We start from the raw sequence: 14912 nt of genomic DNA, 5'->3' as shown, positions 1-14912 counted from the left end.
CGGTTCGCCGCCGCGTGGCCGGGGCGTCCGCCCGGTTTGGCGCTGCGTGGCCGGGGCACCTGACGGTCATGACGGATCCGGAGCAGTTCCAGCGGCAGCAGGAGGGCGCGCTCGAGCGCGGGCAGGTGTTCCAGGACTCGGAGGGGCGGCGTACCCGGGATCCGGGTGCCGGGGCGGAGAACGCCGAGAGCGAGGCCGACCGCAATGCCGAGCACCTGGCACGTGGCGAGGTCGGCCCGGGCCTCCCGGAGGACTGACGCCCCGAGCCGGATGTCAATGTAGCGTTGACGGGTGACCCCCGGGAGCCTGTCCGAGATCGCCGCGGCTCGGGTCGCGCTGGACGACCGCGAGCTGGACCTGATCGACCGGGCCCGCCACGACGGCGCCACCTGGGCCGAGATCGCGCAGGCGCTGGACCTCGGCAGTCGGCAGGCCGCCGAGCAGCGACGGCAACGCCTCGTGGCGGCTCGCCGGGCCCGCCTCACCCGGCTCGACCCGGTCGCGTCCCCCGAGGTGCCGGCGCTGCGGTCGGCCGTCACCGACCTGCATCGCTGGATCGAGGCGGATCGCGCGTGGGACGGCCGGTTCCCCCGCGCGGCCCTGGCGCGGCGCACCTGCGCGCTCGCCCTCGACGCCACCACCGGGCCGCTGCACACGCTGGCCGCGAACCTCGCCGCAGACCTGACCGGGCCCGGACAGGCGCTGCCCGGGCCGGCACGCGACGCCGCCCGGCGCATCGCCACCGCACTGTCAACACGACATTGACGTGCGCTTGACGCATTGCTCCTCGACGGCTCAACTCCCGAAGATGAGTCCACCAGGCTCAATCTTTCGGGGGACCATGCGCCGCAACGCCGTCCTGTTCGTGGCCGTCTCGCTGCTGTCCGGCCTCGGCGGCAGCGCCATGGCCCTGGTCTCCGGCATCTGGATCCTGGACCTCACCGGCTCCACCGGGCTCGCCGCCCTGGCCGGTCTCTGCGTCTACGCCCCGACGCTGGCCGGACCGTGGCTCGGCGGCCTGCTCGACCGGGCGCCCCGGCGTCCCCTGGTGATCGGCGTCAACCTCGCGCTCGCCGCCGCGCTGCTGAGCCTGCTGGCGGTACGCGGGCCCGGCCAGGCGTGGCTGATCTACTTCGTCTCGCTCGTCTACGGCGTCGGCTACGTGCTCGTCGACGCCGGCGAGACCGCGCTGCTGCCCGCCGCGCTCCCGCCGGCCCGGCTGGCCGACGTCAACGGCTGGCGGTCGAGCGCGCAGGAGGGCATGAAGCTGGTGGCGCCGCTGGCCGGCGCGGGACTGTACGCGTGGCGGGGCGGCCACGTCGTCGCGGTGCTCGCCGCCGCCGTACCGGTGCTCGTGGCCGTCCTGTACGGCGCGCTGCGCCTGACGCGGACGGCACCCGCTCCCCCGCCCGCGCGCCCGGTGGGAGTGCGGGACGGTCTCGCCGCGCTCCTGGCCCGGCGGGCGGTACGCGTACCGGTGGCGCTCGCGGCGGTGTCCATCGCGATGTCCGGCTTCACCACCGCGGCGTTGTACGACGTGGTGGTGACGGACCTGGCGCTGCCGCCGGCATCTCTCGGCGTGCTGGCCAGCGCGCAGGGCGGGGGTTCGCTGCTCGCCGGGCTGGTCGTCGGCCGGCTCGTCCGCCGCCACGGCGAGATCGCGATCGGGGTCGCCGGCACCGTCCTGTTCGCGGCCGGCTGTCTGGGACGCTGCCTGCCGTGGTGGCCGGGCACGCTCGCCGCCTCGGTGGTGATCGGCGTCGGCCTGCCGTGGACGCTCGTCGCGGCGGTCACCGCCGTGCAGACGTACACGCCGCAGGCGATGCTCGGGCGGGTCGCCGGCACCGCGAACACGGCGATGTTCGGCCCGATCACGCTCGCCATCCCGCTCGGGTCGGCGGCGGTCGCCGTCGGCGGCCGGCCGCCACTGGTGCTCGCCGCCGTGGTGTGCCTGGCCGCGGCACTGGCGGCGGCCGTCCGGCCGGGTCGTCAGCCCGCAGCCGGCGGGCCGGACAGGTGGCGGACCAGCGCCGGCCGGGAGCGCAGCCGCGGCTTCCGGTAGACGTTGCCGTCTGACCGGCGCGGACGCGGCCCGTCCCCAGGGGTGACGGGGACGGGCCGCACGATCGTCAGCGCCAGGTGTCGCTGACGGCGCGGGTGCCGCCGGACGGGGTGGTGAGGCGACGATCCATGCTGGACGGCGCTACCGAGCGCCGGAAGGGCTCCCGCTGCCTGGGACGGGGTGAACCGATCAGCTGCGCACCCACGCGCGGCGGCCGCCGGTGCCGAAAACGGCGAGCCCCGGCCCGTCGCGGCGCGACGGACCGGGGCTCGGGACGGTACGGCGGATCAGGCCAGGTCGAAGCGGTCCAGCTCCATGACCTTCGTCCAGGCGGCGACGAAGTCGCGGACGAACTTCTCCCGCGCGTCGTCACTGGCGTAGACCTCGGCCAGCGCCCGCAGCTGCGAGTTGGAGCCGAAGATGAGGTCGACCGCGGTGGCGGTCCACTTCACCTGGTCGGTCGCGAGGTCCCGGATCTCGTACACGTGCTCCTCGGACTCCGCCGCCTTCCACCGGGTGCCCGGGGACAGCAGGTTGGCGAAGAAGTCGTTCGTGAGCACGCCGGGCCGGTCGGTGAGCACGCCGTGCGCGGCGCCACCGACGTTGTTGCCGAGCGCGCGCAGGCCGCCGACGAGGACGGTCATCTCCGGCGCGGTCAGGTTCAGCATGTACGCGCGGTCGACGAGCAGCACCTCCGGCTGGGTCTTCTCGCCCGGCCGCAGGTAGTTGCGGAACCCGTCGGCGCGCGGCTCCATCACCCGGAACGACTCGACGTCGGTCTGCTCCTGCGTGGCGTCGGCGCGACCCGGGTGGAACGGCACCGTCACCTCGACACCGGCGTCGCGCGCCGCCTGCTCGACAGCGGCCGAGCCGGCCAGCACGATCAGGTCCGCGAGCGAGATCCGGGCGCCACCGGCGGCGTTGAACTCCTGCTGGATGCCCTCCAGGGTGGAAAGCACGACAGCGAGCTGCTCGGGCTGGTTGACCTCCCAGTTGCGCTGCGGCTCCAGCCGGATCCGCGCGCCGTTGGCGCCACCGCGCTTGTCGGTGGAGCGGTAGCTGGCGGCCGACGCCCAGGCGGTGGAGACCAGCTGGGCGGTGGTGAGGCCGGACTCCAGCACCTTCGCCTTGAGCGCGGCGATGTCGGCGTCGTTCACCAGCTCGTGCTCGACGGCCGGCACCGGGTCCTGCCAGAGCTGGGCCTCCGGCACCCACGGGCCGAGGAAGCGGCTGACCGGGCCCATGTCACGGTGCAGCAGCTTGTACCAGGCCTTGGCGAACGCCAGCGCGAACTCGTCCGGGTTCTCCAGGAAACGGCGGGAGATCTTCTCGTACGCCGGGTCGACACGCAGCGACAGGTCGGTCGTCAGCATGGTCGGCTTGTGCTTCTTCGACGGGTCGTGGGCGTCCGGGATGATCGCCTCGGCGTCCTTGGCGACCCACTGCTTCGCGCCGGCGGGGCTGGTGGTCAGCTCCCACTCGTAGCCGAAGAGGATCTCGAAGAACCGGTTGCTCCACTGGGTCGGGCGGTCGGTCCAGGTGACCTCGAGACCGCTGGTGATCGTGTCACCACCCTTGCCCTCGCCGTACGTGCTCAGCCAGCCCAGGCCCTGCGCCTCCAGCGGCGCACCCTCCGGCTCGGGGCCGACGTGCTGGTCGGCGGGGCCGGCGCCGTGGGTCTTGCCGAACGTGTGGCCGCCGGCGATCAGCGCGACGGTCTCCTCGTCGTTCATCGCCATCCGGCGGAAGGTCTCGCGGATGAAGTGCGCCGCCGCGAGCGGGTCGGCGTTGCCGCGCGGGCCCTCCGGGTTGACGTAGATCAGGCCCATCTCGGTCGCGCCGACGCCGGCCACCATGTCCTTCTCGGTGGCGTAGCGCTCGTCGCCCAGCCAGGTGTCCTCGGGGCCCCAGAAGATCTCCTCCGGCTCCCAGACGTCCTCGCGACCGAAGCCGAAGCCGAAGGTCTTGAAGCCCATCGACTCGAGGGATACGTTGCCGGCGAGCACCAGCAGGTCGGCCCAGGAGATCTTCTGGCCGTACTTCTGCTTGACCGGCCAGAGCAGGCGGCGGGCCTTGTCCAGGTTGGCGTTGTCCGGCCAGCTGTTCAGCGGGGCGAACCGCTGCCCGCCGTCACCGGCGCCACCGCGGCCGTCCTCGATCCGGTAGGTGCCCGCGGCGTGCCAGCTCATCCGGATCATCAGGCCGCCGTAGTGGCCGAAGTCGGCCGGCCACCAGTCCTGCGAGGTGGTGAGCACCTCGGTGATGTCCCGCTTGAGCGCCTCGACGTCGAGCTTGGCGAACTCCCTGGCGTAGCTGAACTCCGGCCCCAGCGGGTTGCCCTTGTGCGAGTGGGCGTGCAGCACCGACAGGTCGAGCTGGTTGGGCCACCAGTCCCGGTTGCTACGCGGACGACCGCCGGTCTTCGGGGTCGGCGAGTCGATCGCCGGGTTCTCGCTCTCGCTGCCGTGCGCGGTCACGGAGTCGTGCGCGACCGGGCATCCGGCCGCCTCCTTGGCGTCCACGCCCTGCGGGCTGACGGGCCGGTTGTCCTGGGTGTCGCTCATCTGTTTCCTTCCGAACTGGCGGATCACTAGGCGGTGCGGTCGGCCGCACAGCCGGGGCAGGTGCCCCAGTAGACGACCTCCGCCTCGTCCACCACGAAGCCGTGGTCGTCGGAGGCGGTGAGACAGGGGGCGTGGCCGACGGCGCACTCGACGTCGGCGATGGCGCCGCAGGAACGGCACACGACGTGGTGGTGGTTGTCTCCCACCCGCGACTCGTAACGCGCCGTGGCGCCGGCCGGCTGGATGCGCCGGATCAGCCCGGCGTCGGTGAGTGCCCGCAGCACATCGTAGACCGTCTGGTGGGAGACGGTGGGCTGCTCGGCGCGGACCAGCGCGATCACGGTGTCGGTGTCGACGTGCGGGTGGTCACGCAGCGCGGCCAGCACCGCCAGGCGGGGCCGTGTCACCCGCAACGAGACCGCCCGGAGCTGCGTCTCGAAGTCGGCCGTCATGCGTCGACCTTAGTCCGGTCTTTTGGAATCAATCAAGTTTTTGCCAAGGTGTGGCGGCTGTCACGTGCTTCGGGCACGCGAAACGGGGGTGCCGCGCCAGGCGCGGCACCCCCTCCCCGGAAGAAGGTTCAGGCGGCGGAACAGCTCGCCGTCGGGGTGTTGCTGTTGCCGTTCTTGTAGAGCGTGACGCCGAAGCTGTTGCCGTTGCCGTTCGGGCGCGCGGTGAGCGTGCCGCTGGTGCCGCTGACCGACGCGTTCCAGCTGTTCTGCAGGCTCTGGCCACCCTGGGTCTGGATGTTGACCACCCAGTTGCTGGTGCCGCTGACCGAGAAGGTCACGTTGAACCGGTCGCCCCACTCCTCGGCCCGGCTGACGCTGACCGTGCAGCCACCGTTGTTCGGCGGCGGGGTGGTCGGGTCGCCACCACTGGTCCCGCCGATCGTGATGTTGGAGTTGCCGCTGCTCTGGTAGCCCTCGGTGGCCAGGATCTGGTAGTCGTGCGTACCGAGGTTCATGCCGTAGCGGGACCAGGCGTCGAAGTGGTTACCGGCGTTGATGGTGCCGCCCACGCGCTTCGACTGCCGGACGCTCCAGTACTGGTAGAACGTCCGCGTGCCCTCGATCGACGGGGCGTTCACCCGCTGGGTCCGGTAGACGTCGTACGTGCCGCCGTCGGAGGACACCGAGCCCATGTAGCCGCTGCCCGGCGGGCGCCAGCTACCCCAGCTGTCGACGATGTAGTACTCGACCAGCGGGTTGCGCGTCCACCCGTAGAGCGTCAGGTACGCGTTGCCGGAGGGGTTGAAGCTGCCGGAGTAGCTGACCGTGCGGCGGCCGCCCGGGTTCCAGCCCTTGCCGGCGACGAAGTTGTTGATGTTGCTCCACTGGGTGCTGTACTGACCGCCGTTGCCCATGGTCATGGAGACGTTGCCACTGTCTTTCCAGAAGGAATAGAAGTAGCCGTTGTTGGTGCCGGTCGAGTTCGACGTGACGGTGGTGTCGGCGTAGGCCGGACCGGACGTGACCGCCGTCGCCCCGGCGGCGATCAGCGCCACGGCGCAGGCGCCGCCGAGGACCATCCTGAGACCTCCGCGCCTGCGGATGCCCGTACGGACGGGGGCGTCTTTCATGGACGGGTTTCCTCCCTGTGACGACTGGCGGGCGGCCAGCCGGGTGGCGCGAGCCGGGTGCGCTCGCCCGCCCGCGAACGGCGGGACCGGGGCGACAGCCGCGCCACGGGTGGTGGTAGGACATCGACGTCAATCGAGATACGCCGATGGCCACAGTATTGGAGTGCCGGTTCATCCTGTCAACAAGTTCCGGAAATGTTGTGGTAACCGTTGCCGGACTCCTGAGGAGGCGTTACGGCTGCCGGAAAGGGCGTCCGATCAGCCCTTTCGGAATGTCGGCGGGCCGCCGGCAGGGGCCGGGACCGGGATCGAGTTCCGAAAGTTTTCGGTCCCGTTCCGGATCAACACCGCCCCACCCGGCCCGGACACCCGGACCCGGCCGTAGTGTCCACATTGACGGCCCGCCGGTCGGTCGGTTCAATGGCGGCCGGACCGGAGTCGGACCCGATTCCGGCCGGGTGAACCGAGGACGTCGCGCACCCGTCCGGCGTACGTCATCACCGGAAGGACCGCCTGTGACACCCGATGCCCCCGGCCCGCGCTCCCGGCCGCGCCGGATCCCGCGCGGCGTCGTCGCCGCCGGAGCCGCCGGCCTGGCGGCGCTGAGCCTGGTGGTCGCCGCCCTCGGCTGGAACGTCGCCACCGCCCGCGACGACGCGCCGGCCGGTCGAACCGTCTCCGCCGAGCAGCTCACCGCCGTCCGGACCGCGGCCCGGTCCTGCCCCGTGCTGACCCCGGCGCGGCTGGCCGGCCAGTTGATGGCCGAGTCGGGTCTGGACGGCCGGGCCGAGCGGACCGCGTCCGGCGGGCGGGGCCTGGCCGGACTGGACGACGAGCGGTGGCGGACCTGGGCGCCGTGGCCGGACGCGCAGCGCACGGACGCCGCCGTCAACGTCCTCGCGCTGGCGCACCACATGTGCGACCTGGCCGGTCAGCTGCGCGCGGCGGCCGTGCCGGGTGACCCGTGGCGGCTGTCGCTGGCCGCCTTCCACACCGGGTTCGACGAGGTCCGGTCCGCCACCGGAGTGCCCTCGGCCGCGCTGCCGTACGTCGAGGAGGCGGCCCGGTACGCCGCCTACTACGGCCGGCTGGCCGGCTTCGCCGAGTCCGGTCCGGTCAGCGAGGGCGAACGGCGGCAGCCGAAGGCGGTCCCCGCCGCGTACGTCCGCCTGGTGGTGCGGGCCGGCTCGGTGTGCCAGCAGGTGCCGCCGGCTGCGGTCGCCGCCCAGCTGATGGCCTCCTCCGGCTTCGACCCGAACCTGCTCGGCGCCGACGGCCGCAAGGGCATCGCCCAGTTCCGGCCCGACGTGTGGCGTGCCCACGGGCCGTCCGGCGCCTCGCCGTGGGATCCGCGGGCGGCCGTGCCGGCGGCCGGCGCCACGCTCTGCGCGCTGCGGCGGGAACTGGCCGCGCTCGACGGCGACCCGGACCTGCTGGCGCTGGCGGCGTACCGCAACGGGACCGACGCCGTGCGCCGCACCGGCGGCGACTTCGACGCCGGCACGCAGGCGTTCCTGCGCACGGTCCGGGAGTTCACCGACTTCTACGCCCTCGACGGCCGGCTGCGCGGCACGCCGCCGAGTTCCGGCACGCCCGCCGCCAGCACGCGCACGCCGAAGCCGTCGTCCTCCCCGTCCACGCGCCCGTCCACGCCGTCGCCTGCGGCGGGCAAGCCGGGCAAGCCGGGCCAGCCGGAGAAGCCGGCCGCGCCGGCCCGGCCGGCCGGCGCGAAGCAACTCGTCGGCAAGGAGACCGGTCTGTGCGCCAGCGGCGGCAGCGGGGACGGCGTACGCGTCGTCCTGCGTGCCTGCCGGGAGGAGCGTGCTCAGTGGTGGACGTTCGCCTCCGACGGCAGCGTCCGGGTCAACGGCGGCCTCTGCCTGGACGTGGCCTGGGGCGAGAAGCGCGACGGCGTGCCGGTGCAGACCGCGTGGTGCAGCGGCAACCCGGCACAGAAGTGGGAGTGGATCGAGAGCCAGGGCCGGCGGTCGCTGTTCAACCGGGCCACCGACCGCTGCCTGGACGTCGACGGGCACTCCGCGGGCGCCCCGCTGAACGCCTGGACCTGCGTGTTCAACGTGAAGCAGACCTGGTCGCTGCGCTAGCCGCGCGACCAGGCCCGCCCGGCCGGATCAGGGGGTCACGCCCAGGAACAGCCCGAACAGCCCGCAGCAGATCAGGCCGACGACGGCCAGCGTGACCAGCATGACGCTGTAGTTGGACCACAGGCCGAACCGGGTGACGTCGGTGCCGTATCCGTCGTAGACCCGGTTGCGCCAACCGCCGAAGCGGAACGAGAGGTGGTGGGCGGCCCCCGGCTGCACCGCGAGCGCCGTGGTGACCAGCGGGAAACCCATGAAGTCGGTGTACCGGACGTCGTGCGAGCCGGCCGGCACCGCGACGTGCCACGTCCCCTCGCCGGGGATCGCGACCACCTGGCGGTCGATCTTGAAGCGGCTGGTCACCGGCACGGGAATCGCGTACGGCCCGCGGTTCACCGAGACGACGAGCACGCCGCAGCCGGGCGGTGGGGCGATCGGGTGCGGGTAGGCGATCAGCGGGCTGACGCCGCCGGGCATCGGCGGGTACGGCTGCGAGGGGAGGTAGGACACGGCCAGATTCTGACACGGCCCCGCCAGCTGTCGATCTTCGCGTGACGGCCCGCGGCACCGGGCGCGCAGGCGGGCGCCCGCGTGACGGGCGAGGTTACTCTGCCGTCCATGCGGGACGCCGTCCAGGTCTGGATCGTCGCCGCCGAGGTGCCGGCGGACGAGCTGGCCCGCTACCGGTCGGTGCTCGACGCGGACGAGCGGCGCCGGGCCGCGCGGCTCGGCACCGAGGCGCTGCGGGACCGGTTCACCGTGGCGCACGGCGCGCTGCGTCTCCTGGCCGGGCGGGCCACCGCCACGTCACCGGCGGCGCTGGCCTGGCGGCCGGGCCGGTACGGCAAACCGGCGCTGATCGGCCCGGGGGCGGGCCTGCACACGAGCCTGTCGTACTCCGGCGATCTCGTGGCGGTCGCGTTGAGCGAGGACCGGCCGGTAGGGGTGGACATCCAGCACGTCGCGCCGGGCGGGGACCCGGTGTCCGCGTCCGTGCGCCTCTTCCATCCGCAGGAGGCACGGCACGTCGCCGCCGGGGCCGACCACGCCGACCGGGCGCTGCGGTTCACCCGGCTCTGGGCCCGCAAGGAGGCGGCCGTCAAGGCGGCCGGGGGCCGGCTGTGGCCCAACCTCGGCATGCCGGTGCACCGGGGCGACGTCGTCGAGTGCGTCCGGCCTGCCGGCCCGCACCGGCTCGCCGACCTGCCCGCGCCCGCCGGGGTCGCGGTGGCTGTCGCGCTGGCCGGCGACGGGCCGTACGCCGTCGAGGGCCGCTCCCGCGTCGGCGGGTGACCGTCGCGGTCAGCCCGCGGTGGCTCCGCACCCGTCCTCGCCCACGCCGGCGAGCATGTCGGTGGTGGTGTGCGCCCGGATGCCGGCCGGCACCGGGTCGGCGAACCGCGCGACGACCGCCCGGACGTGGGTCTCGGCGGGCTCGGCCAGGCCGTCGTAGACGGCCGCGAACAGGTCCCGGGCCGCCCGGCGCGGCCACCCGGCCGGGAGCAGCTCCAGCGGCAGCCGCGGGTCGAGGGTGGGAAACCGCCGGTACGTGTCCATCACCTCGGTCCGCGCTCGCACGGCCGTGGCGCCGTCGACCGTGGCGAGGCGCGACGCCAGCGGGCTCCACCGGCGCAGGAACGCCTCGTACCGTCCGCTTATCGCATCGACGTCCCAGGCGTCGACGGGGGCGCGCTGGCCGATCGCGTCCAGCGCGTCCTGCCGGCCCCGGAACACGGTGACCGCGCCGAGGGCGAGCTGGGCGAGCCGGGCCCGCGCGGGCGCGGCGAGCTCGTACGGCGATATCCACAGCCCGTCGTAGAGCGGCGCGAAACCGAGCCAGCGCAACTGGCCGCGCAGCGCACGGCGCTGCGCCCCGTGGTCCTGCGGCAGCGAGAAGGCGACGATGGTCCAGCAGCCGTCCCACGCCTGCACCTCGGTCGTGGAGGCGATGATCCAGTTCCCGCCGGCGGACAGGTATTCGGCGGCGGTGCGGCTGAGCCGGTAGGAGCTGTTGCGGCCCTGCCGGCTGCCCTCCAGCACACCACGGCGGGCCAGCCGGCTGATCGCGGTACGGGCGCCGGCGCTCGTCACACCGGCCTCGCCGAGCAGGGCGACGATCGCCGCGGACGGCAGGGCGGCGCGGGTACGCAGCGTGTAGTCGGCGAGCAGGGTCACCGCGACACTCTGCGGCGACGTGCCGGCCTGCCGCCGGGGCAGCCGCGCCGCGGGCCCCTCGTCCGGGTAGATCTCCTCGATGTCGAACGGGTTTGCCACACGCGCTCCGGGCTCGGCTCAGGGACGGTGCACCGACTGTAGACGAACGCCGCCACAGCTCATCGGAGCACATCGATTGACACTTCAGCGTCCGGCGGGAACACTATGTGCCACACGACGGAGCCGGGCCGGGCGAGACACGTCAGTGGGCGAGACGCGGCAACCGCGGCGGTCCGGGCCGCCGACGCGGCGCGTACCCGCCCGTCACCGCCCGCACAGGGCGATCGAAGGAGATTCCGTGAGAATCAGAGCCAAGATGGTGGTGGCCCTGGCCGCGTCGCTGGGGGCGGCCGGCCTGGTGCTCCCCACCGTCCAACCCGCCTACGCGGCCTCGCTGACCGAGGTGACCAGCTTCGGCGACAACCCCGGCCGGATGCGCATGCACGTCTACGTACCGGACAACCGTCCGGCCCGTCCGGCCACCGTGGTGGCCATGCACGGCTGCGGCGGATCCGGCCCCGGCTTCTACTCCGGCAGCGAGTTCGCCAGCCTGGCCGACCGGTACGGGTACATCGTGATCTATCCCAGCGCGACCCAGCAGGCCGGTTTCGGCAACTGCTTCGACACCTGGTCCGACGCGGCCAAGCGGCGCGGCGGCGGCAGCGACCCGGTGTCGCTCATCTCGATGGTCCGATACGTCCAGCAGCAGTACGGCGCCGACCCGGACCGGGTCTACGCCACCGGAAGCTCGTCCGGCGGCATGATGACCAACCACATGCTGGCGCTCTACCCGGACGTCTTCAAGGCCGGCGCGGCGTTCATGGGCGTGCCGTTCAACTGCTTCGCCGGCGCCGCCGACTATCCCCCCGGCGCCAGCCAGTGCACCGGCGGGAACATGAACCGCACCCCGCAGCAGTGGGGTGACGCGGTCCGCCAGGCGTACCCCGGCTACACCGGACCCCGTCCCCGGGTGCAGTTGTGGCACGGCACGGCCGACACGCTGGTGCCGTACTCGCTGCTCCAGGAGACGATCGAGCAGTGGACGAACGTGTTCGGGCTCAGCCAGAACCCCACGTCCACCGACACGCCGCAGTCCGGCTGGAACCGGCGCCGCTACGCCGACAGCACCGGCACCGTCCAGGTGGAGGCGTACAGCATCCAGGGCGCCGGGCACAGCCTGCCGTCGGCCGGCATGGCCGCGGCCGCGCTGGCGTTCTTCGGCCTGACCAGCACGCCCAGCCCCACCACCACGGCCAGCCCGACGGTGTCGCCGAGCCCGACGGTCTCGCCGAGTCCGACCGTCTCGCCGACGCCGGGCCCGACCACCCCGCCGCCCGGCACCGGCGCCTGCTCGGTGAGCATCGAGCTGAACGCCTGGAACAACGGGCTGACCGAGAACATCACCATCACCAACACCGGCACGACCGCGGTTAACGGCTGGTCGCTGACGTTCACGCTGCCCGGCGGCCAGACCATCACCTCGGGCTGGAACGCGTCCTACTCCCCCGCCTCGGGTCAGGTGACCGCACGCAACGTCGCGTACAACGCGGCCATCCCGGCCCGCGGCTCGACCACCATCGGCTTCCAGGCCACGCACACCGGCAACACCGCCCGGCCCGGCTCGGTCAGCCTCAACGGCTCGCCCTGCACGCTCGCCTGACCGGCGCTCCACACTCCGGCGTTTCTTCCCACGGCGCCGGGGACGGCCCCGCGACCCGAGAGGTCGCGGGGCCGTTTCACGCGCACGTCCCGCCTTGCGGTGTGGTCGGGTAGACAGCCGCCGCTCCCTTTTTGCCGACACCGCGTTGCTAACATAGCGACATGGTGTCGACAAGTTTGAAAGGTGGCGGCTGATGTTCCTGGCCATTCGCGAGCTGGGGTTCGCGCGGCTGCGATTCGCCCTGATGGGGGCCGTGATCGCGCTGATCTCGGTGCTGATGGTGATGCTGTCCGGCCTGTCCGTCGGGCTGGTCCGCGACGGCGTCTCCGGCCTGCAGAACCTGCCGGTCACCTCGTTCGCCTTCGCCCACGGCGTGCAGCACGACTCGGCGTTCTCGCGCAGCGTGGTGGACGCCTCGGCGGTGGACACCTGGCGCGACCAGCCGGGCGTGGCGGAGGCGACAGCGTTCGGCAACACGCTCATCAACGGGCGTACCGACGGGGGCACCGAGGTCGACCTGGCGCTGTTCGGCGTCGAGACCGACTCGTTCCTGTCACCCGCCGTCGGTGAGGGCGACCGCCTCGGCCCGGCGGACGGGATCGTGGTGAGCCCCACCGCTGTCGACGCGGGCCTGCGCGTCGGCGACACGGTGACCGTGGACCGGCTCGGCACCCGGCTGCGCGTGGTCGGCGTCACCGAGCAACAGGACACCTTCGGCCACGTCGACGTGGCGTACGTGCCGCTGGCCACGTGGCAGGCGATCAAGTCCGGTACCCCGGCCGGCGCGCAGGTGCCGGCGCAGGCGGCCCAGGAGATCACCGCCGTCGCGGTCCGCGCCGCCGACGGCGACTCGGTGGACCTGGCCGCGGGCGACAAGGCGGCGGGCACGGAGAGCATGACGCTCGACGAGTCCTACGGCGCCTCTCCGGGCTACACCGCCGAGACGACCACGCTCCAGTTGATCCAGGGCTTCCTCTACGCGATCTCGGCGCTCGTGGCCGGCGCGTTCTTCGCGGTCTGGGCGATCCAGCGCAAGCAGGAGGTCGCGGTGCTGCGGGCACTCGGCGCCTCGACCCGCTGGGTGCTGCGCGACGCCCTCACCCAGGCGCTGATCCTGCTGGCCCTCGCCATCGCCGTCGGCATGGGGATCGGCCTCGGCCTCGGCGCGCTGATCTCCGGCGGCAACGTGCCGTTCGCACTGCACCCGCAGAGCATCGCCGCCGCCGCGGCCGGCCTGCTCGTGCTCGGCCTGGCCGGCGCGGCAGCCGCCGTCGTCCGCCTCACCTCCATCGACCCGGCGACCGCCCTGGGAGGCAACCGATGAGCAGCCGGCGCACCCCGTACCCCTCGACTCCGGGCACCACTCCGGCCGCCCTCGGCCTGGTCATGCGCGGCGTGCACCTGCGTCACGGCGACGGCGCGGAGACCGTGCACGCGCTCGACGACGTCGACCTGACCGTCACGCCGGGCGAGCTGGCCGCGATCGTCGGGCCGTCCGGCGCGGGCAAGTCCAGCCTGCTCGCCGTCGCCGGTGGGCTGGCCCGCCCCGACGAGGGGGCCGTCACGGTGGCCGGGCACGACATGACCGTGTCCAGCCGCCGGGCGCGCACCGAGCTGCGCCGCCGGCACGTGGGGTTCGTGTTCCAGTCGGGCAACCTGCTGCCCGCGCTGACCGCCGCCGACCAGCTGCGCCTGCCGCTTCGGCTGGGCGGGCGGCGGGAGCGGTCCGGCCGCGGCCCGCTGGAGATGCTCGCGCACGTCGGCCTGGCCGGCAAGGCCGACCGACGGCCGCACCAGCTCTCCGGTGGCGAGCGCCAGCGCGTCGGGATCGCCCGGGCGCTGATGACCGAGCCCTCGGTGCTGCTGGTGGACGAGCCGACCGCGGCCCTGGACCGGGCCCGCAGCCACGACATCGTCCAGCTGCTCGCCCAGGAGGCGCGGGAGCGCTCGGTGGCGGTCGTGATGGTCACTCACGACCACGACGTGCTGCAATACTGTGACACCGTTTACGAGATGGTCGACGGCAAGCTCGCCGCGAGCGGCTGAGCACGACCGCGGGGAACGACGCGGGCGACGGGGAGAGACGGGGAGGTCGGCGTGCCGAAGATCCAAGCCTCGACCGTTGCGGAACACCGGGCCGCGCAGCGGGCGGCGTTGCTGGACGCCGCCCGCGCCCTGCTCTCCGAGCACCCGGAGCGGATTCCGAGCCTCGCCGACGTGGCCCGGCACGCCGGGCTGGCCCGTTCCAGCGCGTACTCGTACTTCAAGTCCCGCACCGACATGTTCGACGTGCTGGTCGCCGACACCTTCCCCCGGTGGTCGGCCTTCGTCGAGAAGCAGATGGCCGAGGCCGGCACGCCGGGAGCGAGGATCCTGGCGTACGTCGAGGCCAACCTGCAACTGGTCGCCCGGGGGGACCACGCGCTGGCCCGGGCGCTGGCGTCGGCGGGTGACAGCGAGGTGCTGGCGACCTCCAGCCGGCTGCTGCACGACAGCCTCGAAGCGCCGCTGCGCGCCGCGCTCACCGAGCACGGGGCGAGCGACCCGGACCGGATGGCGGAACTCGTCCAGTCCATCGTGTACACCCTCAGCCGGATGATCGAGAACGGGCTCGACCTGGCGGTCGCGACCGGTCTCGCCCGCGAGTTGCTCGCGCCGTACCTGCGACCGGACGCCGGCTGACCCGAAGCCCGCGGCCGGGCCGGCGGCGGGCGCGACGTGTCCCGGC

Annotated in this window: 14 protein-coding genes; 9 read left to right on the top strand and 5 right to left on the bottom strand. The window is 73.4% G+C overall.

Annotation, left to right across the window (positions count from 1 at the left end; all coding sequences use genetic code 11):
• Nucleotides 1–68 precede the first annotated feature (68 nt).
• From ACFYO8_RS01450 to ACFYO8_RS01440, 3 genes are all read left to right on the top strand, one after another.
• On the top strand, nucleotides 69–257 hold the full coding sequence (locus ACFYO8_RS01450; RefSeq protein ID WP_354864054.1) for a ribonuclease: 189 nt from the start codon (nucleotides 69–71) through the stop codon (nucleotides 255–257).
• 34 nt (nucleotides 258–291) lie between these two features.
• A complete protein-coding gene (locus ACFYO8_RS01445) occupies nucleotides 292–765 on the top strand; it encodes a hypothetical protein (protein WP_354864056.1) in 474 nt (157 codons plus the stop codon).
• 76 nt (nucleotides 766–841) lie between these two features.
• Nucleotides 842–2062: an MFS transporter gene (locus tag ACFYO8_RS01440; protein WP_354864058.1), complete on the top strand. Its 1221-nt coding sequence runs from the start codon at nucleotides 842–844 to the stop codon at nucleotides 2060–2062.
• A 287-nt stretch (nucleotides 2063–2349) separates the two neighbouring features.
• Here ACFYO8_RS01440 and katG read toward each other — a convergent pair whose 3' ends face one another.
• From katG to ACFYO8_RS01425, 3 genes are all read right to left on the bottom strand, one after another.
• Nucleotides 2350–4626, bottom strand: a complete 2277-nt coding sequence (katG, locus tag ACFYO8_RS01435; RefSeq protein ID WP_354864060.1) for a catalase/peroxidase HPI — start codon at nucleotides 4624–4626, stop codon at nucleotides 2350–2352.
• Nucleotides 4627–4652: 26 nt separating this feature from the next.
• Nucleotides 4653–5078: a Fur family transcriptional regulator gene (locus ACFYO8_RS01430; protein ID WP_354864062.1), complete on the bottom strand. Its 426-nt coding sequence runs from the start codon at nucleotides 5076–5078 to the stop codon at nucleotides 4653–4655.
• A 128-nt stretch (nucleotides 5079–5206) separates the two neighbouring features.
• The gene (locus ACFYO8_RS01425; protein ID WP_354864064.1) at nucleotides 5207–6208 is read right to left on the bottom strand and encodes a glycoside hydrolase family 11 protein; all 1002 of its coding nucleotides are present in this window, start codon (nucleotides 6206–6208) and stop codon (nucleotides 5207–5209) included.
• 515 nt (nucleotides 6209–6723) lie between these two features.
• Between ACFYO8_RS01425 and ACFYO8_RS01420 the strand changes: the two genes are divergently transcribed.
• Nucleotides 6724–8313: a ricin-type beta-trefoil lectin domain protein gene (locus ACFYO8_RS01420; RefSeq protein WP_354864066.1), complete on the top strand. Its 1590-nt coding sequence runs from the start codon at nucleotides 6724–6726 to the stop codon at nucleotides 8311–8313.
• Between the two features lie 27 nt (nucleotides 8314–8340).
• Here ACFYO8_RS01420 and ACFYO8_RS01415 read toward each other — a convergent pair whose 3' ends face one another.
• Entirely contained in the window at nucleotides 8341–8820 is a 480-nt protein-coding gene (locus ACFYO8_RS01415; RefSeq protein ID WP_354864068.1) for a hypothetical protein, read from the bottom strand.
• Nucleotides 8821–8928: 108 nt separating this feature from the next.
• Here ACFYO8_RS01415 and ACFYO8_RS01410 point away from each other — a divergent pair, with 108 nt between their 5' ends.
• Nucleotides 8929–9603, top strand: coding sequence for a 4'-phosphopantetheinyl transferase superfamily protein (locus tag ACFYO8_RS01410; protein ID WP_354864070.1), 675 nt, complete (start codon nucleotides 8929–8931; stop codon nucleotides 9601–9603).
• Between the two features lie 9 nt (nucleotides 9604–9612).
• On the opposite strand, the gene ACFYO8_RS01405 is transcribed toward ACFYO8_RS01410, so the two are convergent.
• Entirely contained in the window at nucleotides 9613–10584 is a 972-nt protein-coding gene (locus ACFYO8_RS01405) for a PaaX family transcriptional regulator C-terminal domain-containing protein (RefSeq protein WP_354864072.1), read from the bottom strand.
• A 238-nt stretch (nucleotides 10585–10822) separates the two neighbouring features.
• Between ACFYO8_RS01405 and ACFYO8_RS01400 the strand changes: the two genes are divergently transcribed.
• The 4 genes from ACFYO8_RS01400 (at nucleotide 10823) to ACFYO8_RS01385 (ending at nucleotide 14866) form a co-directional block, all read left to right on the top strand.
• The gene (locus tag ACFYO8_RS01400; RefSeq protein ID WP_354864074.1) at nucleotides 10823–12184 is read left to right on the top strand and encodes a PHB depolymerase family esterase; all 1362 of its coding nucleotides are present in this window, start codon (nucleotides 10823–10825) and stop codon (nucleotides 12182–12184) included.
• Between the two features lie 193 nt (nucleotides 12185–12377).
• Nucleotides 12378–13508 carry an ABC transporter permease gene (locus ACFYO8_RS01395; RefSeq protein WP_354864076.1) on the top strand — a complete coding sequence of 377 codons (1131 nt, stop codon included), beginning with the start codon at nucleotides 12378–12380 and terminating at the stop codon, nucleotides 13506–13508.
• The gene (locus tag ACFYO8_RS01390) at nucleotides 13505–14230 is read left to right on the top strand and encodes an ABC transporter ATP-binding protein (RefSeq protein WP_354864078.1); all 726 of its coding nucleotides are present in this window, start codon (nucleotides 13505–13507) and stop codon (nucleotides 14228–14230) included. Before ACFYO8_RS01395 ends, ACFYO8_RS01390 begins: the two co-directional genes overlap by 4 nt.
• Nucleotides 14231–14281: 51 nt before the next feature.
• Entirely contained in the window at nucleotides 14282–14866 is a 585-nt protein-coding gene (locus tag ACFYO8_RS01385; RefSeq protein WP_354864080.1) for a TetR/AcrR family transcriptional regulator, read from the top strand.
• Nucleotides 14867–14912: the final 46 nt, after the last annotated feature.

The organism is Micromonospora sp. NPDC005257, from assembly GCF_042872445.1.
Classification (GTDB): domain Bacteria; phylum Actinomycetota; class Actinomycetes; order Mycobacteriales; family Micromonosporaceae; genus Micromonospora.
This window is presented reverse-complemented; position numbering and strand designations above follow the sequence as displayed.

Excerpts from the sequence above, each read along its gene's own strand:
- ACFYO8_RS01450 (WP_354864054.1), top strand. The coding sequence starts at position 69 with ATGACGGATCCGGAGCAGTTCCAGCGGCAGCAGGAGGGCGCGCTCGAG.
- ACFYO8_RS01390 (WP_354864078.1), top strand. The coding sequence starts at position 13,505 with ATGAGCAGCCGGCGCACCCCGTACCCCTCGACTCCGGGCACCACTCCG.
- katG (WP_354864060.1), bottom strand. The coding sequence starts at position 4,626 with ATGAGCGACACCCAGGACAACCGGCCCGTCAGCCCGCAGGGCGTGGAC.
- ACFYO8_RS01440 (WP_354864058.1), top strand. The coding sequence starts at position 842 with ATGCGCCGCAACGCCGTCCTGTTCGTGGCCGTCTCGCTGCTGTCCGGC.
- ACFYO8_RS01410 (WP_354864070.1), top strand. The coding sequence starts at position 8,929 with ATGCGGGACGCCGTCCAGGTCTGGATCGTCGCCGCCGAGGTGCCGGCG.
- ACFYO8_RS01425 (WP_354864064.1), bottom strand. The coding sequence starts at position 6,208 with ATGAAAGACGCCCCCGTCCGTACGGGCATCCGCAGGCGCGGAGGTCTC.
- ACFYO8_RS01430 (WP_354864062.1), bottom strand. The coding sequence starts at position 5,078 with ATGACGGCCGACTTCGAGACGCAGCTCCGGGCGGTCTCGTTGCGGGTG.
- ACFYO8_RS01395 (WP_354864076.1), top strand. The coding sequence starts at position 12,378 with ATGTTCCTGGCCATTCGCGAGCTGGGGTTCGCGCGGCTGCGATTCGCC.